The organism is Nocardia sp. NPDC004860 (assembly GCF_040609015.1).
Taxonomy (GTDB): Bacteria; Actinomycetota; Actinomycetes; order Mycobacteriales; family Mycobacteriaceae; genus Nocardia.
Window position 1 is genome coordinate 66,739 of record NZ_JBEXJI010000009.1, and the last position, 23,321, is coordinate 90,059.

Annotated in this window: 23 protein-coding genes and 2 pseudogenes; 9 read left to right on the top strand and 16 right to left on the bottom strand. The window is 68.2% G+C overall.

What is annotated here, in order from left to right:
* Positions 1 to 17: 17 nt before the first annotated feature.
* Together ABZV44_RS18840 and ABZV44_RS18845 are read right to left on the bottom strand one after the other, a co-directional pair.
* Entirely contained in the window at positions 18 to 3,503 is a 3,486-nt protein-coding gene (locus tag ABZV44_RS18840) for a protein kinase (protein ID WP_354837656.1), read from the bottom strand.
* A 47-nt stretch (positions 3,504 to 3,550) separates the two neighbouring features.
* Complete coding sequence (locus ABZV44_RS18845) at positions 3,551 to 3,766, bottom strand: hypothetical protein (protein WP_354837658.1); 216 nt, start codon at positions 3,764 to 3,766, stop codon at positions 3,551 to 3,553.
* 72 nt (positions 3,767 to 3,838) lie between these two features.
* Between ABZV44_RS18845 and ABZV44_RS18850 the strand changes: the two genes are divergently transcribed.
* A complete protein-coding gene (locus tag ABZV44_RS18850; RefSeq protein ID WP_354837660.1) occupies positions 3,839 to 4,027 on the top strand; it encodes a hypothetical protein in 189 nt (62 codons plus the stop codon).
* Between the two features lie 472 nt (positions 4,028 to 4,499).
* Positions 4,500 to 6,659 carry a glycosyl hydrolase family 65 protein gene (locus tag ABZV44_RS18855; RefSeq protein ID WP_354837662.1) on the top strand — a complete coding sequence of 720 codons (2,160 nt, stop codon included), beginning with the start codon at positions 4,500 to 4,502 and terminating at the stop codon, positions 6,657 to 6,659.
* 236 nt (positions 6,660 to 6,895) lie between these two features.
* Here the strand turns inward: ABZV44_RS18855 and ABZV44_RS18860 are convergent.
* The 8 genes and pseudogenes from ABZV44_RS18860 to ABZV44_RS18895 all read right to left on the bottom strand — a co-directional run.
* Positions 6,896 to 7,276: pseudogene (locus ABZV44_RS18860) on the bottom strand (23S rRNA (adenine(2503)-C(2))-methyltransferase RlmN); the annotation flags it as partial.
* Positions 7,269 to 8,318, bottom strand: a pseudogene (locus tag ABZV44_RS18865) (RNA polymerase sigma factor); the annotation flags it as partial. The pseudogenes ABZV44_RS18860 and ABZV44_RS18865, both read right to left, overlap by 8 nt.
* Before the next feature lie 228 nt (positions 8,319 to 8,546).
* Entirely contained in the window at positions 8,547 to 9,656 is a 1,110-nt protein-coding gene (rlmN, locus tag ABZV44_RS18870; RefSeq protein ID WP_354837664.1) for a 23S rRNA (adenine(2503)-C(2))-methyltransferase RlmN, read from the bottom strand.
* A 73-nt stretch (positions 9,657 to 9,729) separates the two neighbouring features.
* On the bottom strand, positions 9,730 to 9,912 hold the full coding sequence (locus ABZV44_RS18875; RefSeq protein WP_354837970.1) for a tetratricopeptide repeat protein: 183 nt from the start codon (positions 9,910 to 9,912) through the stop codon (positions 9,730 to 9,732).
* A gap of 50 nt (positions 9,913 to 9,962) precedes the next feature.
* The gene (locus ABZV44_RS18880) at positions 9,963 to 10,859 is read right to left on the bottom strand and encodes a phosphatidate cytidylyltransferase (RefSeq protein ID WP_354837972.1); all 897 of its coding nucleotides are present in this window, start codon (positions 10,857 to 10,859) and stop codon (positions 9,963 to 9,965) included.
* A 90-nt stretch (positions 10,860 to 10,949) separates the two neighbouring features.
* The gene (gene frr / locus ABZV44_RS18885; RefSeq protein WP_354837666.1) at positions 10,950 to 11,507 is read right to left on the bottom strand and encodes a ribosome recycling factor; all 558 of its coding nucleotides are present in this window, start codon (positions 11,505 to 11,507) and stop codon (positions 10,950 to 10,952) included.
* Positions 11,508 to 11,543: 36 nt separating this feature from the next.
* Entirely contained in the window at positions 11,544 to 12,278 is a 735-nt protein-coding gene (pyrH, locus tag ABZV44_RS18890) for a UMP kinase (RefSeq protein ID WP_040859803.1), read from the bottom strand.
* A 158-nt stretch (positions 12,279 to 12,436) separates the two neighbouring features.
* A complete protein-coding gene (locus ABZV44_RS18895) occupies positions 12,437 to 13,309 on the bottom strand; it encodes a helix-turn-helix transcriptional regulator (protein WP_354837668.1) in 873 nt (290 codons plus the stop codon).
* Positions 13,310 to 13,415: 106 nt separating this feature from the next.
* Here ABZV44_RS18895 and ABZV44_RS18900 point away from each other — a divergent pair, with 106 nt between their 5' ends.
* The 4 genes from ABZV44_RS18900 (at position 13,416) to ABZV44_RS18915 (ending at position 16,025) form a co-directional block, all read left to right on the top strand.
* Positions 13,416 to 14,300: an NmrA/HSCARG family protein gene (locus ABZV44_RS18900; protein WP_354837670.1), complete on the top strand. Its 885-nt coding sequence runs from the start codon at positions 13,416 to 13,418 to the stop codon at positions 14,298 to 14,300.
* Positions 14,301 to 14,310: 10 nt separating this feature from the next.
* Entirely contained in the window at positions 14,311 to 14,835 is a 525-nt protein-coding gene (locus ABZV44_RS18905; RefSeq protein ID WP_354837672.1) for a cupin domain-containing protein, read from the top strand.
* 84 nt (positions 14,836 to 14,919) lie between these two features.
* The gene (locus ABZV44_RS18910) at positions 14,920 to 15,369 is read left to right on the top strand and encodes a hypothetical protein (RefSeq protein ID WP_354837674.1); all 450 of its coding nucleotides are present in this window, start codon (positions 14,920 to 14,922) and stop codon (positions 15,367 to 15,369) included.
* 293 nt (positions 15,370 to 15,662) lie between these two features.
* On the top strand, positions 15,663 to 16,025 hold the full coding sequence (locus ABZV44_RS18915; protein WP_354837676.1) for a hypothetical protein: 363 nt from the start codon (positions 15,663 to 15,665) through the stop codon (positions 16,023 to 16,025).
* 73 nt (positions 16,026 to 16,098) lie between these two features.
* Here ABZV44_RS18915 and tsf read toward each other — a convergent pair whose 3' ends face one another.
* Entirely contained in the window at positions 16,099 to 16,914 is an 816-nt protein-coding gene (gene tsf, locus ABZV44_RS18920; protein WP_354837678.1) for a translation elongation factor Ts, read from the bottom strand.
* Positions 16,915 to 17,022: 108 nt separating this feature from the next.
* A complete protein-coding gene (rpsB, locus tag ABZV44_RS18925) occupies positions 17,023 to 17,874 on the bottom strand; it encodes a 30S ribosomal protein S2 (protein WP_354837680.1) in 852 nt (283 codons plus the stop codon).
* Positions 17,875 to 18,130: 256 nt separating this feature from the next.
* Here rpsB and ABZV44_RS18930 point away from each other — a divergent pair, with 256 nt between their 5' ends.
* The 3 genes from ABZV44_RS18930 to ABZV44_RS18940 all read left to right on the top strand — a co-directional run bounded on the left by ABZV44_RS18930 (position 18,131) and on the right by ABZV44_RS18940 (position 19,942).
* A complete protein-coding gene (locus ABZV44_RS18930; protein WP_354837682.1) occupies positions 18,131 to 18,634 on the top strand; it encodes a GNAT family N-acetyltransferase in 504 nt (167 codons plus the stop codon).
* A gap of 298 nt (positions 18,635 to 18,932) precedes the next feature.
* Positions 18,933 to 19,430 carry a M23 family metallopeptidase gene (locus ABZV44_RS18935; RefSeq protein WP_354837974.1) on the top strand — a complete coding sequence of 166 codons (498 nt, stop codon included), beginning with the start codon at positions 18,933 to 18,935 and terminating at the stop codon, positions 19,428 to 19,430.
* Between the two features lie 2 nt (positions 19,431 to 19,432).
* Positions 19,433 to 19,942, top strand: a complete 510-nt coding sequence (locus tag ABZV44_RS18940; protein WP_354837684.1) for a DUF1990 domain-containing protein — start codon at positions 19,433 to 19,435, stop codon at positions 19,940 to 19,942.
* An 11-nt stretch (positions 19,943 to 19,953) separates the two neighbouring features.
* Here ABZV44_RS18940 and ABZV44_RS18945 read toward each other — a convergent pair whose 3' ends face one another.
* The 4 genes from ABZV44_RS18945 to ABZV44_RS18960 all read right to left on the bottom strand — a co-directional run bounded on the left by ABZV44_RS18945 (position 19,954) and on the right by ABZV44_RS18960 (position 23,290).
* Positions 19,954 to 20,316: a hypothetical protein gene (locus ABZV44_RS18945; RefSeq protein ID WP_354837685.1), complete on the bottom strand. Its 363-nt coding sequence runs from the start codon at positions 20,314 to 20,316 to the stop codon at positions 19,954 to 19,956.
* A gap of 408 nt (positions 20,317 to 20,724) precedes the next feature.
* Positions 20,725 to 21,498: a siderophore-interacting protein gene (locus ABZV44_RS18950; protein ID WP_354837687.1), complete on the bottom strand. Its 774-nt coding sequence runs from the start codon at positions 21,496 to 21,498 to the stop codon at positions 20,725 to 20,727.
* A gap of 71 nt (positions 21,499 to 21,569) precedes the next feature.
* A complete protein-coding gene (locus ABZV44_RS18955; protein ID WP_354837689.1) occupies positions 21,570 to 22,361 on the bottom strand; it encodes an N-formylglutamate amidohydrolase in 792 nt (263 codons plus the stop codon).
* 5 nt (positions 22,362 to 22,366) lie between these two features.
* A complete protein-coding gene (locus ABZV44_RS18960) occupies positions 22,367 to 23,290 on the bottom strand; it encodes a tyrosine recombinase XerC (protein ID WP_354837976.1) in 924 nt (307 codons plus the stop codon).
* Positions 23,291 to 23,321 lie beyond the last annotated feature (31 nt).

Here is a 23,321-nt window from a genome sequence, read left to right on the forward strand (position 1 = left end):
CATCCGGCGGGTTCACTCTAGATCGTCTGGGCGGCATCGGCTTCGGTCAGGGCGCGGAGGAAGGCGGGCGGGACCTCGGGCCAGTCGGGGCGCCAGCGGCCGGCGGCCTGGTCGGCGGCGAGGGCGGCAAGGGTGGCGACGACGTGCGGGCCGCCGTCGAGGATGTAGCGGACCGAGCCGTATTCGGCGCACTGGGCGGTGACGGTGGCGAGCAGGGTCTTGGCGGCGTCAGTGCGGCCGGTGGCGGCCAGGCACGCGACCAGCAGGCGGCGGGCCTTCAGGAGTTCGCGGGGGCGGCGGACGGCTTCGAGCTCGTCGACCCATTCCTGGGCCCAGGTGCGGGCCAGTTCCCGGGATTCGGTGGCGGATTCGGCCAAGAGCAGACGGATGGCGGTGAATTCCTCGTAGAGGACGGTGAATTCGTCGATCGGGTCGATCGGGGTGCGGCGGTGGGCGTGGTCGACCACCGCGAGCGGGCCGAAGTCGGGGTGCGGCGGCAGGCCCAGGCGCAGCCGCTCGTTCTCGACCTCGGCGCGCAGGCGGGGCAGCGACATCGAATCGGCCACGCGCGCACCCTCGTTCAGGCGGCGGATGGCGGCGGCACGGTCGCCGCGCAGCGCCTTCACCCGGGCGCCGACCACGTAGCGGGCCAGTTTGAAGTCGACGACACCGGCGTCGGCGCCGAGTTTGTAGCCCTCGTCGAGCAGGCGCTCCGCCTCGGCGACCTCGCCACGCTCGTAGAGCAGTTCACCGAGCAGCGATCCGGCCAGGCGGGCCCCGTAGGAGTGGCTGCCGCCGGATTGCTTGGCGATCTTCAGGGCGCTGCGGAAGTACTCCTCGGCGCGCGGGATGTCGAGTTGCAGGCTGGCGGCCAGGCCCAGAAAGCACAGGCCGTGAACATTGTTGTAGTAGCCCTTGTTCCGGCGCATGTACGGGGCCGACCACTCCTGGATGCGGATCGCCTCCTCGAAGTCGTAGCGGTAACCCGCGGCGAAACTCGCGCAGTTGGCGCCGATGGCCACCACATACGGTGAGAGCTCGTCGGCCATCGCGAAACACGGTGCGAGCCGATCCTCCACGCCGGTCAGTACATCCGCACGGACCGTGACCACCGCGTGCACCACACCCGCTTCGGCGCGCAGCCGGGTCGTAATCCCCGGGTCGAGACCGCCGCGCTCGAGCGTCTGTTCCGCCAGGGACAGCGCGCGTTCGGCCGGACCGGCCCGGTGCAGCAGGATGTTCGCCCATGCCAGATCCAGTTGCAGCCGCGGATGGGATTCGATGACGGCCGGCGGCAGCTTGTTCACCAGGCCGATGAGGCTGGCCATCTGGCCGTATTCGAGCAGCGACATGCCATCGCGCTCCACGATTTCGACCGCACGCTGCTCGTCACCGGCCAGCAGGGCGTGGTCGACCGCCTCGCTCACGTGCCGGTGCCCGGCGAACCACTCCGAGGCCGCGCGATGCAGGCGGTCGATCTCCGCGGGCCGATCGTGTTCGAGCCGCTGCCGCAGGAAGTCCTGGAACAGCTGGTGGTAGCGGAACCACGGGCCGCCGTCGACCCGGCGCAGGAACAGGTCCTGCTGCTCGATCCGTTCCAGCAGGGCCTGCCCGTCGGGCACGCCGGTGAGCGCCGCGGCCAGCTCGCCGCAGGTGCGTTCGGTGACCGAGGTCGCCACCATGAAGTCGAGCACGCCGGGTTCGAGGGCCTCCAGCACGTTCTCGGCGAGGAATTCGCCGATGGCATGGTGACGTCCGGTGAGCTGCCCGATCAGCTGCCCGGGATCGTCACTGCCGCGCAGCGACAGCGCCGCCAGTTGCAGTGCCGCGACCCAGCCGCCGGTGGATTCGGTGAGGTCCGCCACGTCGTCGCGATCCAGTTCCAGCCCGCCCAGCTCGACCAGCAGGGCATAGGCCTCGCCGGCGGTGAATCGCAGTGCGGCGGTGTCGATTTCCACCAGTTCGTCGCGGGCGCGCATGGAGCTCATGGGCAGGCCGGTCTGGTGGCGGCTGGTCACCAGCATGCGCAGCACCGGACTGCAGCTCTCGATCAGGAAGCGCAGCGCGGCCTGGGTATTCGGGTCGCTCACGCGATGCCAGTCGTCGATGACCACGGTCAGCGGCTCGCCGCGCTGGTCGATGTCGTTGATGAGCGAGGTCAGTACGAAGCGCCCGGCCTCGTCGCCGTGTTCCTCGAGCAGTTCGCCCAATTCGCGCGCCAGAGCGGGCCGGACCGCGCGCACCGCTTCGATCAGGTGGGAGAGGAACCACACCACATTGTCGTCGTCGTTGTCGACGGTCAGCCAGGCCACCGATCCCCCGGCGGCGGTGACCGCCGCACACCATTGCGCGGCGAGGGTGGTCTTGCCGAAACCGGTGGGGCCGTGGACGACCGCGAGCCGGCGGTCGCTGCCCGAACGCAGCGCGTCGAGCAGGCGCGGGCGGTCCACCAGGACCCGGGTGAGGGTGGGCGGGCGCAGCCGGGTCGCCGGGACCGGCGGCGTGGCGGTGGTGATGCGGGAGCGCCGGCGCCCGGCCCGGGGCGGGGTGGTGCGGCCGACGGTCCGGGCCCGGTCCGTCGGCGGTGGCGGTTCCGCGGCGGGCGCCGGAATCGGTATGTCGTCGGGTGGCAGCCCGTGCCGTTGCTGGATATCCCGCAGCGCCGCACCGAATTCGGCGGCGGAGCCGGGGCGTTGGGAGCGCTCGCGTGACATGGCCGCCTCGATCGGCCCGGTGAGGTCGGCGGGCAGGCTTTCCCCGGTCAGGTCCGGCATCGGATGCCTGGTGATCCGCACGAACTGTGCGACCAGCTGTTCCCCGCTGCGCCGCTCGAACACCGCGTGCCCGGTGGCCGCGCAGAACAGGGTCGCCGCCAGGCTGTAGACGTCGGCGGTCACATCCGGGGCCTGCCCCTGCAGCACCTCCGGCGCGGTGTAGGCGGGCGACCCGGTGATCGTGCCCGCCGCGGTCTCGAATCCACCTGTCAGCCGCGCGATTCCGAAGTCGGCGAGCTGCGGCTCCCCGTACTCGGTGAGCAGGATGTTCCCGGGCTTCACATCCCGGTGCAGCAGTCCCCGCCGATGCGCCGTCTCCAATGCCCCCGACAGCCGGACCCCGAGATGCAGGACCTCCGGCCATTCGACCGGACCGCCCTGCTGTATGCGGGTATCGAGTGACCCGTGCGCGTGGAACGGCATCACGATGTACGGCCGCCCGGTGTCGGTGGACCCGACCTCGAACACGGTCACGATGTTCGGATGCCCCGACAGCTTCCCCATGGCGAGCTGCTCGCGCACAAACCGTTCCAGGCTGTCGGATTCCAGGTCCGCGGTCAGTACCTTGATGGCCACGGTTCGTCCCAGCGCGTGCTGAAAACAGCGGTACACCACGCCGAATCCCCCGCGGCCCACCTCGACCGGCGCCCCGAACCCGGCAGCCGCCAGTTCCGCCGCGAACCCGAGAGTCTCTTCGCGGCGCGTGGAAAACGGATCGACATGCGGCACAGCGACCCCGATACGAGAACGAGCCAGTCACCCCGAGCATAAGCCGATCACCGCCACCGCGCGCCGATCTCCGGCCGCGTGAATCTGCGCCGCGCATCGGTGAGCCAGTCGGGGCGTTCCCGCCGCAGCCGCAGCACCTCCCCGACGGTCCAGCCGCAACCCAGTTCCGGCAGGTCCCCGACCGCGATATTCAACCGCGCGGCCGCGGCCGCGCGCTTCAAGGGCGTTGCCGCCGAGGCATTTCGATTCCGCTTCGTTGTCATGGTCGTCAATGGTGGGGACGGTCCATGCGGCAGCGCGGCGGTTCGGCGACTTCGCACCCCCTCGGTGGTTCAGTGCGGCCGGAACAAGTCCGCGGACTCGGGGTCGAGGGGATAGAAGAGCTCGATGCGGAGTTCCTCGAGCGTGATGTCGATGGCGGCGTCGAAGCGGGCGGCCAGCAGCCCGGTACGGATCAGGCGGTCACCGAACCGGCTTGTTGCGGCATCAGTGCGAGCAGATCGCCGACCGTGGACGCGGCGTAGACGTCCTCGAGGCGCAGCTGGACATCGCAGGTCGACTTCAGTTCCCTGCCCCCAATTCCGCACCGCGCCAGCCCATCCGGAGTAGCAGTACCGACGCCGCGATAACACTATCCGGTAGCACAGTCGCAGCGGACCGAACCGTCGCTTCCATGCGAACGCGGGATGGTGCGCCGCAGCGCTGCTACCGTCCGACCGCTGGGTATGGTGGTCGCGTCGCTGGTCCTTTCGGTAATCGCAGGGTTTCGACACTCCCGCTGGACACAAGGTTCACGAAACAATCCCGAGACAAGGATGGTTCATGGCCGTGAGCGTGAAGACAATGCCGACGGCTCGGTCTGCCTCGGCCCGACGGAGGCGTATGCGGATGGGCCGGGCCGCGACAGCCGCGCTCATGTGTGCGGCACTCGCCTCGACGATGCTCTCCGGCCGAGTGTGCGCCGAAACGGCCGATGGTTCCGAGGGGTGGTCGGCGATGGCGGAGGTATTCTCTCCGAACGATTTCCGTGCGGCGCCGTTTCTTGGCAACGGCCGCATCGGTGCGATGATCCCACCCAGCGGGGCCGGGTACCAAGGCTACGGCGAGGGAGTCGTCACCTCGTATCCATTGCAGGAGCCGCGCTACACGGGCACCTATCTGGCCGGGTTCTACGCGGATGCCCCCTCGTTGCAAACCACCCAGGCATTGGCGGCGCTGCCGGCCTGGTCGGGGCTGACCGTGGCCGCCGACGGGAATACCTATCAAGCAGATGTCGATCCGGCGACGGTCGGCACCTATAGTCAGCGTCTGAACTACCGCGACGCGACCGCCACCACCAAGGCGACCTGGTCACCGAGCCCCGAGCACCACGTGGATCTGGAGTTCGAGACCTTCATCTCCCGGTCCGAACCGAACCTAGCGATTCAAAAGCTCACCGTCACCCCGCACTACTCCGGGCAGCTCGACATCACCGATCTCATCGACGGCGCCGCAGCCCGCCGAGTCACCCCGGTCACGGCCTCGAGCGATGCAGCAAGCAAACAGAGCACCGTCGGCGTGCGCGCCGAAAACACCGACAGCACAGCCTATCTGGTCTCCACTATCGACACCCCCGACAACCTGATTGCCACCTCGATCCCGGCGGCGGCCAACACCACCGGACTGGGGTTCACCGCCTCGATGACCGCCGGTCATGCCTACACCTTCACCAAGTACGTCGGCATCGCCTCCTCCGACGACGGCCCCGACCCTCGGGCGATCGCCACCGCGGCATCCCAGCGCGGCCTCGAACGCGGCTACGCGGCCGAGCACACCGATCACGTCGCCGCATGGAACACCCTGTGGCAGCCCGCGATCGATGTTCCCGGACGCGAGGATTACCGCCTCTGGCTCCGGGCCGCGCTGTACTCGGTATTGTCCAGCGTGCGCGAAGGCCAACACTGGTCGGTGCAACCGGCGGGCCTGTCCTCCACCGATTACGCGGGCATGACCTTCTGGGACGCCGACACCTTCGTCTTTCCCATGCTGCTTGCCCTCTACCCGGCGTTGGCGCGCACCATTGTCGACTTCCGGGTCGCCGCGCTACCGCAGGCCCGCGCCAACGCACACGCCTACGGGCTGCCCGGTGCGGTGTATCCGTGGAACGATGGTCCCGCACAGCGCTGCGGGAGCCCGGTGGTGTGCGGGCTGAGCGAAGAACATCTGGCCAACGACATCGTGCTCGCCCAATGGCAGTACTACCTGGCCACCGCGGATCTGGCATGGCTGTGCACCGGTGGCGCGCCGGTGATCACCGCGATCGCCGACTACCTCACCGTGCGCGTCGGCCCGAAACTGCTCGACGGTCACTACCATTACGCACCGGTCGGTGGGCCCGACGAGTATGTCGCTGTCTCCATCGACAATGCCGTCACGAACGCCGGTGTGGTCAACACCATGCGTACTGCCGCTGCTGCCGCACAACTGTCCGGGCTTCCAGTGAACCCGCGCTGGGCCGACATCGCCGCGAACATGGCGATGCCTCCCGACATCGTTCCCGGTGTTCCTGCGGAATACCTCGGATATCAAGGCACACCGATCAAACAAGCCGACACCGTGCTGCTGAGCTACCCGTTCTCCTACACCGCACCGGGATACTCGGCGGTCGACACCTACCGCTACTACTTCGACCGCACCGATCCCGACGGCCCGAACATGAGCAACAGCATCGGAGCCATCATCGCCGCACAATTTGATCCGGGCCGCACTCAGGAATTCCTCGACCGGTCTGTCCAGCCGTATGTCCGCGAGCCCTACCATTTCCAATCCGAGGCGCGCGGGGACCGCTCCGGCGCCAACACCATCGGACAACCCGCGTGGATCTTCGTCACCGGCGCAGCGGGATTCCTGCAAGCAATGCTGTATGCCCCCTCCGGATTACGCTGGACCGACACCGGCCCACGCCTGGACCCCATGCTGCCCAGCGGATTCCCGGACGGTCTCACCATCAGGAACCTCTCCATCCGAGGCAGCACCCTCACCCTGCGGATCCAACCCGAAATCTCCACTGTCGAAGTGACCGCCGGTGATCCGATCACCCTCGAAACACCCACCGGCACACACACTGTCACCTCGGCGGCGCCGTTGACCCTGCCAACACGACGAGCCGACCCATAGCACTCGCACAGCCGCCTCGAACCGAGCAACGCGTCACAGCAGGCGGAATACCCGTGCAGGGCTGCCACTATGCCTGTTGTCTCTCGGGGTCCCTTCCTGGCAGGAAGGACAGTGCTGCCGAGCGCGCGGCGATTCCACTGCCGAGACCCGGGCAATTTACCGCCTGCCCGGGCGCACGATCGACAATTTGCCGGTCCGGCATGTCTTGCCCGCCGCGATCTCACAAGCCTTGATTGCTATCCCTCGGCGGTGAGTTGGCCGCACGACGCCGCGATCTCCTGCCCGCGCTATCCGCACCGTGCAGGGCACACGCTGCGCCTGCACCCGCCGAACGAACTCCCGCTCAACAGGTTTGGGGCTCACATCCCACTTGCTGCCCGGGGTCGGCTTCAGCGGGATGAGGTTCACGTGAACACGGGACCCAATGCCTTGTGCAGCTTCTTGCCGAGCATGTCTGCACGCCAGGGCTGATCGTTGACGTCACGGATCAACGCGTGCTCGATCGACACCCGGCGACCCGACTTGTCCGCGTAATACCGTGCGGCGTCGAGAACTTCGGCAACCGACCAGCGATTGTTGACCGGCACCAAGGTGTCTCGCAGCTCGTCGTCAGGAGTCGAGGTAATCCTGCAGTAGCTGTGAGCGCGACGGATGACGCAGCTTCGACATCGTCTTCGACTCGATCTGCCGAATTCGCTCGCGCGTGACGCCGTAGACCTTCCCGATATCGTCGAGGGTTCGAGGCTGGCCATCCCCCAGGCCGTAACGCAGGCGCATGACACCGGCTTCGCGCTCGGTGAGCGTGTCGAGTACCGCCTGCAGTTGCTCCTGCAGCAGGGTGAACGCCACCGCCTCGACCGCGACGACCGCCTCGGAGTCTTCGATGAAGTCGCCGAGCCGGCCGTCACCCTCCTCACCGATCGTCTGGTCCAGCGAGATCGGTTCACGCGCGATTTGCCGGATCTCGAGGACCTTCTCGGGTGTGATGTCCAATTCCTCGGCAATCTCTTCGGGCGTGGCCTCGCGGCCCAGTTCCTGCAGCAGATCGCGCTGGACACGTCCGAGCTTGTTGATGATCTCCACCATGTGCACCGGGATGCGAATGGTGCGGGACTGGTCGGCCATGGCGCGACTGATCGCCTGGCGAATCCACCAGGTGGCATAGGTCGAGAACTTGAATCCCTTGCTGTAGTCGAACTTTTCGACCGCACGCACGAGGCCCAGATTGCCCTCCTGGATCAGGTCGAGAAAGGCCATGCCGCGCCCGGTGTACCGCTTGGCAATCGAGACCACCAGACGCAGATTCGCCTCTAGCAAATGATCCTTGGCCCGGACGCCGTCCCGCACGATCCAGGTCAGGTCTCGGCGACGCGCGGCGGTCAGACCCGACGGCACCTCGGACTCGGCGCGCAGCTTCTCCGCCGCATACAGTCCGACCTCGATCCGGACTGCCAGATCGACCTCTTGAACCGCGGTGAGCAGGGGAACTCGGCCGATCTGCTTCAGATACGCCCGTGTCGAGTCCCCGCTCGCGGTGAGCTCGGATTCCTTTCGTGCCCGACGCAGCGCCGGGGACTCGCTTTCGTCCCAGACCGAACCCTCCGCGGCCTCGGTGTGCTCCGCCGGGTCGGCGGTGGAATCCTGGTCGATCGTTTCGCCTGCGGTAGTTGCCACATTCGCCCCTTCACGAGATTCGGGCGGCATCGCGATTCGAGAAACAGGACCGCAGAGAGGCCTCGAGCGGCTTCGGCAAACACCGGGGCCACTGCCCAGCCTACGGTCACCAGCCGGTAAACGCTGGCTACCGCCCCGAGTGGACGTCGTACGGTGTGTTTCCCGAGAACGCCGGCCAGGGTCGACGCCACTCGGCCGATCGATCTTCGATTGCTATCCCTCGGCGGCGAGCTGGCCGCAGGCGGCGGCGATTTCCTGGCCTCGGGTGTCGCGGACGGTGCAGGTGACGCCCTGGGCCTGGACACGGCGGACGAACTCGTCCTGGACCGGCTTCGGGCTGGCGTCCCACTTGCTGCCGGGAGTCGGGTTGAGGGGGATCAGGTTGACGTGGACCAGGGGGCCCAGCGCCTGGTGGAGTTTCTTGCCGAGCATGTCCGCACGCCAGCCCTGGTCGTTGACGTCACGGATCAGCGCGTACTCGATCGAGACGCGGCGGCCCGACTTGTGGGCGTAATAGCGTGCGGCGTCGAGGACTTCGGCGACCGGCCAGCGATTGTTCACCGGCACCAATGTGTCTCGCAGCTCGTCATCCGGAGTGTGCAGGGAGACAGCGAGTCTCACCGACATATCCTCGTCGGCAAGCTTGCGGATAGCGGGCGCGAGACCGACGGTGGACACCGTCACCGACCGCTGCGAGATCCCGAAACCCTCCGGCGACGGAGAGGTGATGCGGCGGACCGCGTTCACCACGCGCTTGTAGTTGGCCAGCGGCTCGCCCATGCCCATGAACACGATGTTGGACAGGCGGCCGGGGCCGCCGGCGACCTCGCCGTCGCGCAGGGCGGCCGCGGCGGCGCGGACCTGGTCGACGATTTCGGCGGTGGACAGGTTGCGGTTCAGGCCGCCCTGGCCGGTGGCGCAGAAGGGGCAGGCCATGCCGCAACCCGCCTGCGACGAGATGCACAGGGTGTTGCGGTCGGGATAGCGCATCAGCACCGACTCGAGCAGCGTGCCGTCGTTCGCCCGCCACAGGGATTTGCGGGTGGTCCCGTCGTCACATTCGATGTGCCGGACCTCGGTGAGCAGCGGCGGGAACAGCGCCTCGGCGACGGTGGACCGCATGGCCTCCGGCAGATCGGTCATCAGCGCCGGGTCGGCGACCAGCCGTCCGTAGTACTGGCGCGCGATCTGATCGGCGCGGAACTTCGGCAGGCCGAGCTCCTCGACCACCGTCTTGCGCTCCTGCGAATCGAGGTCGGCGAGATGCCGCGGCGGCATGCCGCGACGAGGGGCGTCGAAAACGAGGGGCAAGGGGGTAGTCATAACCGTTCCAGTGTCCCATCCCCCGGCAGGCCGACGCCGTCCGGGGGAATCGAGTTCCTCACAGTAAGCGCGATCACATGGGCGGCGGCTCGACGTCGCAGGTGCCCCGCATCCGGGCGGCGGCCGCCCGCGATTCCGGATGATCGGGGCCGAGGGTGGCCGCGTAGGCCTCCAGGGTGTCCTGTTCCAGGTCGTCAGCGGCCTCGACGCGGCCCAGCGCACGCCAATCCAGGCTGAGGTCGAGCGCGCACTGCAGGGTGTAGGGATGCCAGCCGAAACATTCTGAGCGGCAACCGTTTCAACGCGTCAGAGCAGCGCGGTGAGCACCAGCCAGGCCACGAAGGCCGACGGCAGCATGGAATCCAGGCGGTCCATGATCCCGCCGTGGCCGGGCAGCAGCGTGCCCATGTCCTTGATGCCGAGCTCCCGCTTGACCTGCGATTCGATCAGATCCCCGCTGGTCGCAACCAGCACCAGGCCCACGCCGAGCAGCACGCCGATCATCGAGTTCGCCTGCAGCAGCAGCGTCACCGTGAGCAGGCCGCCGATCACGCAGAACACCAGCGATCCGCCGAAGCCCTCCCAGGACTTCTTCGGGCTGATGTGCGGCACCATCGGGTGCTTGCCGAACAGCACACCGGCGACATAGCCGCCCACGTCCGAGCAGACCACCAGAATCATGAAGGTGAGCACCCGCAGGTTGCCCTTGTCCTCCTGCAGCATCAGTACCGCGAAGGCCGCCAGCAGCGGAATCCAGGCCAGCACGAACACCGCGATGGCGGTGTCGCGCAGGTAGTTTCGCGGCGTGGCCCGCAGGCCGTGGTCGAACAGCCGCCACACCATGATCGTCAGCGCGGTCGCGCCGAACGCGCCCAGCACCCCCTGCGGCCCGGACGGCCAGGCCAGCCACACCACCGCCTGCCCGCCGACCAGCAGCGGAATCCGGGGCACCAGCACATCGGCCTCGCGCAGCCGCTTGGCCACCTCCCAGGTGGCCACCGCGATCGCCACCGCGATCACGCCGATCAGCACCTTGGGCGCCCACAGCAGGATCGCGATGAGGGACAACCCCAGCCCGAATCCGACCGCCAGCGCCGCCGGCAGGTTGCGGCCCGCCTTCGACGCGGGCGGCTTCCCCTCGTCATTTCCCGGCCCTGCCGACTCCGCGCCCGCCGCCGGCGGTGTGGCGGCATCCTCCGGCATCTCGCCGGTGGCGGCAGTCTCTTCGGCCACGATTGTCCCGTCGCTCACTTGTCGTCCGTTCGTCCCTGCCCCCGGCCGGCGTCGGCCGTCCTAGACCTCGAGCAGCTCAGCTTCCTTGTGCTTCACCAGTTCGTCGACGTGCGCGACGTACTTCTGCGTGGTCTTGTCGAGTTCTTTCTCGGCGCGGCCGACCTCGTCCTCGCCGGCCTCGCCGTCCTTCTGGATGCGGCCGAGCTCGTCCATCGCCTTGCGGCGGACATTGCGGATCGAGATCTTGGCGTCCTCGCCCTTGGACTTGGCCTGCTTCACCATTTCCCGGCGGCGCTCCTCGGTGAGCTGCGGGACGTTGACGCGAATGATGTCGCCATTGTTGGTCGGGTTCACCCCGAGGTCCGAGTTGCGGATCGCGGTCTCGATCGGCTGCAGCTGGGACTGCTCGTAGGGCTTGATGACGAGCATGCGCGGCTCGGGCACCGTGATGGAGGCCATCTGGGTGATCGGCGTCGGCGAACCGTAGTAGTCGACCACTACTCGCGAGAACATGCCGGGATTCGCGCGCCCGGTCCGAATGGAGCCCAAATCGTCCTTCACCACCGAGACGGCCTTTTCCATTTTTTCCTCGGCGTCGAAGAGCGCTTCTTCAATCACGGCGATTCCTCCACTGCGTCATCGTTCTTGTCTCGGTCATGACCGGACCAGCGTGCCGATCTTCTCACCGGCGACCGCGCGGGCGATATTTCCCTTGGTCAACAGATTGAACACCAGCATGGGCATCTGGTTGTCCATACACAGGCTGAAAGCGGTGGCATCGGCGACCTTCAAGCCGCGTTCCAACGCCTCCTTGTGGGTGATCTCGGTGAACATGGTGGCGTCGGGGTCCTCCCGCGGATCCGCGGTGAAGACGCCGTCCACGGCCTTGGCCATCAGGACCACCTCGGCGCCGATCTCCAGCGCGCGCTGGGCGGCCGTGGTGTCGGTGGAGAAGTAGGGCATGCCCATACCCGCGCCGAAGATCACGACGCGGCCCTTCTCCAGGTGCCGCTTGGCCCGCAGCGGCAGGTACGGCTCGGCGACCTGACCCATGGTGATGGCGGTCTGCACCCGGGTGTCGATGCCCTGCTTCTGCAGGAAGTCCTGCAGCGCAAGGGAATTCATGACGGTTCCGAGCATGCCCATATAGTCCGAGCGGGCCCGCTCCATGCCGCGCTCCTCGAGCTCGGCGCCACGGAAGAAGTTGCCGCCGCCGATGACGACCGCCACCTGGACACCGGTCTCGACGACCTCGGCGATCTGCTCCGCGACCGCCTGCACCACATCGGGATCGAGACCCACCCGACCACCGCCGAACATCTCGCCACCGAGCTTGAGGAGCACTCGGCGGTAGCCCTTGCGATCGGGGGCGGTATCCGGGTCCGTCATCGGTCTCCTTGTCTCGGCGGTCGAGCGTGCGCACGCACATGAAAAGACCATCCCGGCCGATGGATCGCGCGGGACGGCTTGAAAGCTCCATCCATCCTGCCTCACGACCGGTGGCGAGCGTGACCCGACCCTCGATACGGCCTACCGATTCGTGACATTTACCCGATTTGTCCGGCCGCTAGGACCGCGGCGATTCGCCCGGCGGCGACCGGGGTGGCCGGGGCCTGCACCACCATCAGCAGGTTCGGGTACTCGACCGGGCGCAATTGGAATACTTCGAGTTCGATCGGCCCGGCCCGCGGATGGCGCACGGTAATGGTGGCGGGCCGGAATCGGCGCACCGGATATTCCGACCACCAGCGCCGGAAGTCCGGGCTCGCAGCGGACAATTCCGACACCAAGGCGGCCAGCCGAGGATCGTCGGGGCGACGGCCCACGGCATCGCGCACCTGACTCACCACCGCGCGCGCCGCACGCTCCCAATGCGCCATGCGCATGCGATTCGCGTTCTCGGTGAACATCATCCAGAGCAGATTGCGGCGTTCCGGCGGCAGAGCGAGCGGATCGTCGCGGACCAGCACATAGGCCCGATTCCAGACCAGATAGTCGAATCCGGCGTCGTACACGCTCGCCGGACTGGGCATGACCGCGTCCACCAGGCGCTGCAGCCGAGACCGGTCGGCCTCGGGCTCCGCGTCCTCCGGCTCCGCGAGACCGGCCAGAAACCGCAGGTGACGATGCTGATCGGGATCCAGCCGGAGGGTGCGGGCCAGGGCGTCGATGACCTGCCGGCTGGCCGCCACCTCGCGCCCCTGCTCCAGCCATGTGTACCAGGTCACCCCCACCCCCGACAGTTCGGCGACCTCCTCCCGCCGCAATCCGGGCGTGCGCCGCCGCGCGGGATCGCCGTACGGCACCAGGCCCACGTCCCCCGGCTGCAACCGCGCCCGCTGCGCCCGCAGGAACTCGCCCAGCTGCGCGTGCCGGGCGGAGACGTGATGCGAGCCGGAAGTGCCGTTGCCGCTTACCATTCGGCCGCCCCCCTGTACAGAGACCTGCCTAGCATTATCGCCACCAGGACAGGCGTGCACGCGGCTTCCTACCGTCGAATCGAGATCGACGCGACGGGAGCTGGAGATGAGCGCGGACAACGGACCGGTACTGGTCATCGGAGCAACCGGGCGGCAGGGCAGCGCCACCGCCACCGCACTACTGGAGCGGGGCCGGCCGGTCCGGGCCTTCGTCCGGAATCCGGACGCACCACAGGCCCGCCGGCTGCGGGACGCGGGGGCCGAGCTCACCGTCGGCGACCTGGACGACGAGGAATCGCTGCGGACCGCCATGGACGGCGCACACGGCGTCTTCCTCATGCTGACCATGATGGACGGCGTCCACATCAGCCTGGCCGCCGTCGCCGACGAGGAGCGGCGCGGGAAAGCGGTGGCGGACCTGGCCGCCAAAGCCGGCGTCGCGCACCTGGTCTACAGCTCGCTGCACGGGGTCGGAGCGGGCTCCGGCATCGAGTACTACGACGCCAAGGAGCACATCGAGGGCCACATCCGCGCCCTCGGACTGCCCGCGACCGTGCTGCGGCCGGTGTCGTTCATGGACAATTTCGCCACCTATAACCGCCCGGCCCGTGACGGAGACCACCTGGTCCTGGCCCTGCCGGTGCCGCCGGACCTGCCCATGCCGCTCATCGCCATCCGCGATATCGGCCGCTTCGCCGCCCTGGCCTTCGAACGCCCCGACGAGTTCCTGGGCCGCACCCTGACCCTCGCCGGCGACAGCCCGGCACCCACGCAGATCGCCGAAACCCTCGCGCGCGCAGCCGGATTGCACCCGCGGACCGTCCAGGTCCCCGTCGAGCAGATCCGCGCCTTCGACGAGCAGGTGGGAAAGATGTTCGCCTTCTTCAACTCCCGCCCCGCCCCGGCCATCGACGTGCCCGCCCTGCGCGCGGCCCTCCCCGACCTGATGACCCTCGACGCCTGGCTGACCGCCACCGACTGGACCCTCTGAGGAGCACACCATGACCGACGGACTACTGGCCGCCGACGGCCTGCTGCTGCCACCCGGCGCAGGCGAGAAGGTGCAGCCCACCATGACGCTCAAGGTCGGGGCCGGCCACTCCGATGCCTGGTCCGCCTTCGAGGCCGAGGTCCCGCCCGGTTTCGACGTCGGCGCCCACTGGCACGGCCACGCTGAGGAGATCTTCTACATCGTCGACGGCGAACTCGACCTGCTGGCCTTCCACCCCGAGGCCGAGGCCGTGGGCGACTGGCTCACCTGGCAGGCCGCCGACGGCACGCCCGTCTACCGCGGCGGCCCGGGCAGCTTCATGTACGTGCCCGCAGGCTGCCCGCACGCCTTCCACAATCCCGGAACCACCACCGCCAGAATGCTTTTCATGGTCACGCCGACCGGGCACGAGAAGTACCTCGCCGAGCTGAGCGACCTGCTACTGTCCGGTTCGGCAACTACGGAGGCTATCTCCGAGCTACGGCTGAAGCACGACATCCACCAGCTGACGGCACTACAGAACCGACCCACCTGACGCCCGGCCCCCGGAAACATTGCCCAGGAAACGGGGGGCGTTCAATCCCGTTTCAAATAAATCTGTTTCACATATCTTCGGCGCGTGACCACGAAGAACCGCACGGTCCGGACCGGACTGGCCGCCCTCGCCCTCGCAGCGACCCTCGCGACCGTCGCGGGCCCCGCCACGGCCGACATCCCCCTCGAGCCCCCCGCGTCCTCCAGCCCGTCCGCCATCGCCGACTCCTCCACCGGCAGCGGCAATTTCAATCCCGTGACCGGAAGCGGCCAGAAGGAGAACGGAACCAGCGGCGGAACCAGTTCCGGTTCGGCCTCCGGCTCGGCGACCGGAAGCCAGCAGCTCGTCAATCCCTTCAGTTCCACACCGATGGGCAACAGCACCGTCGCGGAGACGATCCTGAAAGCCCTGGACTACGTCCCGTGCCCCAGCCTGTCCAACCCGCACACGAACAGCGTTCTCGCCAGCACGGTCGCGCTGCTGATGAGCCTGACGACCGGGACCTGGTACATGGGCGCGGGGTGCGCGTCGTGATCAGAAACCACACTGCCCGAACAGGATTCGCGGCCCTCGAACTCGCGATGGGCGTCATCGGCTGCGCGGGCCCGGCCTCGGCCGAGGTACCCCGCACGCCCGCCGACCCGATCAGTCTCGCCACCGGCACCGAGGGAGCAGCGGCCCGACCCTTTCCTCAGGCAGCAGCAATTTCCTCGGTTACCTCGGGGAACTGCTCGCCCCACCGTCGAAGGACCCCTGCCACGGACTCTGCGGCTGAACGGGATTCCGTTTCCCGCGCAGTCAGGCATTCAGAATCACAAGGAGAAATCGTGAACACACGCAACGTCGCCGTCCGGGCCGGACTGGCCACCCTGGCAATCGCCGGGGCCATCGCCGCCGCGGGCCCCGCCACAGCCGACATCACCCTCGAACCGGCCGCGCCCCCGAGCACCTCCGATATCGCGGGTACCTCGAGTGGCAGCGGGGTGACCGGCAGCCAGCAGTTGATCTACCCCTTCAGCTCCGCCCCGGTCGGCACCGGAACCCTGGCAGAGCTGCTCCTCTCCGCCTCGGGCTACAGCTTTCCGTGCGGTCAGGGCAGCAGCGGGCTGGGGCAGCTGGGCCGGCTGCTGATCAACGGCTCCTCCGGCGGCGGCTGGGGGAACTGCGCCAGCAGCCCCGTCGTGTCGTAGCGCGGCGGATACGAGAAGGCCCCTCGCTCATCGGAATCCGATGGGCGAGGGGCCTTCTCGATGCTTCAGGCGATTACGCCTGGCCGACCTCGAAGCGGGCGAAGCGGGTGATGGTGACACCGGCGTCGTCCAGCTGCTGCTTGACGGTCTTCTTGGAGTCGGTGACCGACGCCTGCTCCAGCAGGACGACGTCCTTGTAGAAGCCGTTGACGCGACCCTCGACGATCTTCGGCAGGGCGGCCTCCGGCTTGCCCTCCTCCTTGGCGGTCGCCTCGGCGATCTCGCGCTCCTTGGCGACGAGCTCGGCCGGGACGTCCTCGCGGGCCAGGTACTTGGCCTTGAGGGCCGCGACCTGCATGCCGGCCGCACGGGCGGCGTCGGCGTCGGTGCCGGTGTACTCGACCAGCACGCCGACGGCGGGCGGCAGGTCGGTGGCGCGCTTGTGCAGGTAGACGGTGGTGGTGCCCTCGAAGGTGGCGACGCGGCGCAGCTCGAGCTTCTCGCCGATCTTGGCGGCCAGCTCCTGCAGCACCTGGTCGGCGGTCTTGCCGTCGACCTCAACGGCCTTCAGGGCGTCCAGGTCGGCCGGGCGGGCCTTCGCGGCGGCGGCCACGATGGCGTTCGCGACGTCCTGGAACTCCTGGTTCTTGGCCACGAAGTCGGTCTCGGAGTTGATCTCGATCAGCACGCCGTCCTGCGCGACGACCAGGCCCTCGGCGGTGGCGCGCTCAGCGCGCTTGCCGACATCCTTGGCGCCCTTGATACGCAGGAACTCGACGGCCTTGTCGAAGTCGCCCGCGTTCTCCTCGAGCGCCTTCTTGCAGTCCATCATGCCGGAGCCGGTGAGCTCGCGGAGCCGCTTCACATCGGCGGCGGTGTAGTTCGCCATCTCGGGCGAGCCTCCCTTTGTGAGTGAAAGTCTGTGGGGGTCACACCTTGCCGACCGTCATGGAACATGAGCGGTCGGCAAGGTGAACAGATGCCTCGCGGCTGGAAATCAGAAGTCGGCCGGGGTCTTCGGGGCCGGCTCTTCCTTCACCTCGGCCTCGGCCGCGGTCTCCGGCTCGGCGGCCGGGGTGGCCTGAGCCAGCAGCTCCTGCTCCCACTCGGCGAGCGGCTCGCCGGCGCCGGCCTCGGGCTTCGCATCGCCGGTGGCACGCGCGGCACGAGCCTGCACGCCCTCGGCGACGGCGGAGGCGACGACCTTGGTCAGCAGCGCGGCCGAGCGGATCGCGTCGTCGTTGCCCGGGATCGGGTAGTCGACCAGGTCCGGGTCGCAGTTGGTGTCCAGGATCGCGATGACCGGGATGTTCAGCTTGCGAGCCTCACCGACGGCGATGTGCTCCTTGTTGGTGTCGACAACCCAGATGGCCGAGGGAACCTTGGCCATGTCCCGGATGCCGCCCAGGGTGCGCTCCAGCTTGTTCTTCTCACGCGTCAGCATGAGGATTTCCTTCTTGGTGCGACCCTCGAAACCGCCGGTCTGCTCCATCGACTCCAGCTCCTTCAGGCGCTGCAGCCGCTTGTGGACGGTCGAGAAGTTGGTGAGCATGCCACCCAGCCAGCGCTGGTTCACGTAGGGCATGCCGACGCGGGTCGCCTCGGAGGCGATCGACTCCTGGGCCTGCTTCTTGGTGCCGACGAAGAGAACGGTGCCGCCGTGGGCAACGGTCTCCTTGACGAACTCGTAGGCCTTGTCGATGTAGGTCAGCGTCTGCTGCAGGTCGATGATGTAGATGCCGTTGCGGTCGGTGAAGATGAACCGCTTCATCTTCGGGTTCCACCGGCGGGTCTGGTGACCGAAGTGCGCGCCGCTATCGAGCAGCTGCTTCATTGTTACGACAGCCATGGCTCCGTAACTTCCTCTCGTTGCTGGTTGACACAGGAATCGGCGATCCCTGCCCTGGCGCTCACGGCCACCGGAACCCTCCGAAAACGAATCAGGGGGACCAGCCGGCGACACTCACTGTGGGCGCGCGAAGTCGGTCTGCGTTAACGCAAACCGCTGGACCAGTTTACGCAGCGGAGGCGCCAGACCGAAATCGGGCCCGGGGGTATGCGTTACTCAGGTGCGCAATCGCAGGTCAGCGACCTACGGTGGGGCAATGCTGCGAACCGGGCGACTGGTACTCACACCGGTGTGCGCGAGCGATCGCGACGAACTCGTGGCGCTGTGGCGTGACCCGCTCGTCCGCGAATTCCTCTTCGACGGCGAAATGCTCTCCGCCGATGAGGTCACGCGGATCATCACGAATTCCGAAAATAGTTTCGCCACCGTGAATTTCGGGCTCTGGGCGCTCCGAGAAAGGAGCGGCGGGCCACTGCTCGGCACCGCTGGATTGCGTGGCCTCGACGGCGGCCCCGACCTGGAGATCGTCTACAGCCTGACCCCGGCCCGCTGGGGCCGCGGCCTGGCAGGCGAGGCCGCAGCCGCGGTCCTGGACTACGCCTTCGACACGCTCGGGCTGGACCGGGTCCTCGCCGAGATCGACGAGAGCAATACCGCCTCACGAGCCGTTGTCGAGCGCCTGGGAATGCGTCCCTACGAAACCGTCCAGGGCGTACTCGGCCCGATGATCCACTACTCCCTGATGCGACCCAGCAACTGACATTCACGTTGTCCACAACCGGTCGTGTCCTCCACACTCGCCGCGCACCCTCTCGCTCAACGCCTCACCACGGCGCAGGCTGACTCCCATGCCCTCACCCCCACACGAACCACCGCCTCGCACCCGGCACACCGACGTCTCAGCCGTGCCGTCCATGACGGCTTCGAATGCAGCGGGCGTTTCCCCCGGACCGCACACCAGATTTCGGCTCGCATCGCGTGCGCATGGTCCGGGCGCCGCGGTCGTCCGGGTCGTGGCCGGAGCGTGCGCGACAAGCCTGATCGGGCTGTGCGCCGCCATGCCCGCTGCCGGCGGTTCACCTGCGCCCGGCGGCGATTTCGATTGGCCGCTGCGGCCGCGGCCAGGGGTCGTGCGCGCCTTCGACAAACCCGAACACGATTGGCTGCCGGGGCATCGCGGGGTGGATTTGGCGGGCGCTCGGGGGCAGGTGGTGCTCGCGGCCGGGGACGGCATCGTCGTCTTCGCGGGGATCGTGGCCGACAAACCGGTTGTCTCCATCGACCATCCCGGCGGGCTCCGAACGACCTACGAGCCCGTATCCGCGGCAATTCCCGTGGGCCGCAGGCTGACTCGTGGCACACCGATCGGGCTGCTGGAAGCCGGACACCCGCCCTGCTCCCCATGCCTGCACTGGGGAGCGCGGCGGGACGGCGAATACCTCGATCCGCTCGGGCTGCTCCACCGCACTCCGATCCGGCTCAAGCCCCTCACCGGCGACATCCCGGCCCGCCCCGGCCGCATGGGCGTGAACTTCGAAACCGAGCGAGGATGGTGACCATGTCGCAGAAACCCGCGCCCTTCACCTACTCCGATGTCGGCGCGACCGCGGGTGAATTTCCCCCGGGCTACGACCATTTCCGGCTACGCAGGCACATCGGTTCGGGCCGAGCGCTGTTCGAGCAGGCGGCCGAACACATTCTCGGGTACGGGATGCAGCGCGGTACCGGGATCTTCCAGGACGCGACCACGCCGGTAGCCGAGCCGGGGACCGAGCTGACGGTGCGGCTCGGGCTGGGGCCGATCGGCGTGAGCGCGCCGTGCCGAGTCGTCTACGTCCTCGATGAGCCGGATCGGCGCGGTTTCGCCTATGGGACGCTCCCCGGCCACCCCGAGAGCGGTGAGGAGCTGTTCTGCGTCGAATACGACCCCGCCGACGGCTCGGTCCACGGGGTCATTGCCGCGTTCTCGAAACCGGGCGCCTGGTACACCCGGCTCGGCGGCCCGATCGTGCGACTCATCCAGCGCTGGTTCGCACACCGCTACATCGGAACCATCCGGCCACGCTGAGGCACGTGACCTCAGCCATCCACGAGGTGAGCCGAGAGAGCAGCGGCCTCGGCGCGCAGCGAGGCGGCACGGTCCGCCCCACCGGAGAGCCCATCGTATTCCTCTGCGGCAGTGAGACGGTCGTCGATCTCGGCACGAACGATTCCGGCGATATCGGACTCGGTGAGGTCGCGCCGAGCGCGTTCAGCCGCGCCCAGCCCCACAGCACTGGACTCGATGGCCCCGGCACGAACATCGGAACCGTCCACAGCTTCGGCATTGTCGATAGCGCCCAGAGCCGAACGAAGCGCCGCGGTGGCATTGCGATCGCGAGCCTTCATCGCCACGGGCAGGGCGGCGCGCAGACGTTCACGCAGGGAGGATGGGGTCGTCATGATCATCGACGCTACCTGCTAGGTCTTTGGTTATGAGATTGGAGTGGTGGGCGCGCGGGACCGAAAAGACCTGTCCGAGGATGTGATCGGGCGTACGCACGCGATCGCCGATGCCACCCGAGCCTGGGATTGGACCGGATGCCGAGTCTGCTCGGGCCTCCTCCGCGATCGATCAAACTGCTTGACGATTAAGCGAATTCACCCGCGATCAGCGGGTCCGAGCAGCGTTATATGGTCCGCCCCAACGGATTCGAGCTATTCGACCAGGGATTCGCCTGATCCCTCTCGCAGCAAGCAACACGACGTGCTCTATGCACTGCGGGAACGCTCGGGATGGGGCCGGAGGGGCCCGCCGCAGATGCGTGCGGCGGGCTGCGGGGAGCACCCGAGCGGGGAGGAATGGATTGGCTAAAGGGTTGCGGGCGTAACCTTTTCGCGCTCGGCGAGTTCGGACTTCCAGCGGCGGAAGCCCTCCTCGGTGCGGCCGCGCCGCCAGTAACCGGAGATGGATGCCCAGTCGGCGGGGACGCCGCGGTCCTTGCGGATGTAGGAGCGGAGGTCGTGCATGACGGCCTGGGCTTCACCGTGGATGAAGACGTGCACCTGGCCGTCACGCCAGGGGGCGGAGCGGACGGCGGTGGCGAGGCGCACTCCCGGCTCGTCCGCGCCGCGGTGAATCCAGGTCAGCTCCACGCCCTCCGGGTGGGCGAAGGCGAGTTCGTCGGCGGGATCCGCGACCTCCACGAATACTTGCCCGACCGCATCGGTGGGCAGCGACTCGCAGGCCGCGGCAATGGCGGGGAGTGCGGATTCGTCGCCGGCCAGCAGATGCCAGTCGGCGTCGGAACGCGGGGCGTAGGCGCCGCCCGGGCCCATCAGGTCGATGGTGTCGCCCGGCTGGGCGGCGGCGGCCCACGGTCCGGCGACGCCCTCGTCACCGTGGTGGACGAAGTCGATGGCGAGCTCCTGCGCCGCGCGATCCACCTCGCGCACGGTGTAGGTGCGCACGGTGTCGCCGTCGGCACCGGGGAAGACCAGTTTGACGTAGGCGTCGGTGCGGTCGTTGGGCTGGAAGGACGCGAAGCCGGGGCCGCCCAGCCGGACCCGGATCAGGTGATCGGTCAGCCGGATCGTGTTCTGGACCACCAGCGTGATGCGTGTGCGTGCCAAAGGAACCTCCATAATTAGGATTACCTAAGTGACGCTAGCACGAATTCCGATAGGTCGTCGATAGTATTTCGATAGGCCGTCGGTCACCGGATATCGGCGATGAGCGCGGCCAGGGCGGCGGCCAGGCGATCGATTCCGGGACCGGGCGGGCCGCCGGGTTCGGACAGGTAGAGGTCGCGGCGGATCTCCACCATCAGCGCGGTGACGCGGGGTTCGGTGCGGTAGAAATCCAGCGGCACATAGGTTCCCGCGAATGGGCTGTCGACGCCGACGCCACCGAAGTCCACGAAGGCCCCCGCCGCATGGGTGAGCAGTTCGGGCGGCGTGTGAAAGGCGTCCGCGCCCAGGCAGATCGGGGGACGTGGTAGGTCACCGTGCAGCTCATAGGGCAGGGGCTGAGCCGGGTAGGAGTGGACGTCGATGATCACCGCACGGCCGGTCGCCGACAGGCGATCGGCGACCAGATCCGTCATGGCCTGGGCGTAGGGGCGGAAGTAGCGGTCCAGCAACGGTGCGGGATCGAAACCGGCCGCCCGCAATGGCCTCCGGTCCGTGGTGGCGGTGTACACCGCGCCCATGCCGACGGCGAGCATCTCCTCCCGCTCGTCCGGAAAGCGCTCCGGGTCGACGACCAGCCGCGACAGCCGGTTCACGAATTGCCATGGCCGGGTGGGCGACAGGCGTGCGGCCGTATCCGCCAGCCGCGCGGTATGGGCATCGGTGATGGCGTCGAGCTCACGGTCGAGCGCCCCGTCATCGAGCAGCAGCCCCGCGCGGACAGCGGCGGGGATCGTGCGCGCCGAGTGCGGAACGTGCAGCACCACAGGCGAATCGGCGGCACCGGGCAGCAGTTCGGCCGAGTCGGGAATTCGCATGGCGGTCAGGCGCGCGGGTGGGCTTGGTCGTGCACCTTCTTGAGCCGATCGATCGACACGTGGGTGTACAGCTGCGTGGTGGCCATGCTGGCGTGGCCCAGGATCTCCTGCACCACCCGCAGATCGGCCCCGCCCTCGAGCAGATGGGTCGCGGCGGTGTGACGGAAACCGTGCGGGCCCATATCGGGTGCGCCCGGAATGGCGGAAACCACCTCGTGCACAACCGTTCTGGCCTGTCGCTGGTCGATGCGTCGGCCCCGGCGGCCCAGCAGCAGCGCGCGCCCCGACTCCGGGGTGGCGAAGGCGGCCCGGCCGAACCGCAGCCAGCCGTCCAGGGCCTGCTCGGCGGGCACGCCGAACGGCACCGCCCGCTCCTTGTTCCCCTTGCCCAGCACGCGCACCAGCCGCCGTTCCCGATCCACGTCCTCGATGTCGAGCCCGCACAGCTCGCTCACCCGGATCCCGGTCGCGTACAGCATCTCGACAATCAGCCTATCCCGCAAGGCCATCGGATCATGCTGCGCCGCACCCGATTCCGCCGCCGCCATGGCCGCCTGCGCCTGCTCGCGCCCCAGCACCGACGGCAGCACCCGATGCGCCCGCGCCGACCCCAGCCGCGGTCCCGGATCCACCGCCAGCCGCCCCGTGTGCGTCAGCCAGGCCGTGAACGTCCGAGCCGACGAGGCCCGCCGCGCCATGGTGGTCCGCGCCGCGCCGCCCGCCGCCTGTGCCGCCAGCCACGACCGCAGCAAGGCCAGATCCACCTCCCCCACACCGGAATCCACCGCCCGCCCCAGCAAATGCTCCAGCAACCCGCGCGCGTCGCCCACATACGCCCGCACCGTATGCTCCGACCGATTCCGCCCCAACCGCAAGTGCCGCCCGTACTCGGCCAGCAATGCCTCCAAATCCTCGGGCAGCTCACTCATCCGTCCACGCTGACCCGAATCCCGCCACATA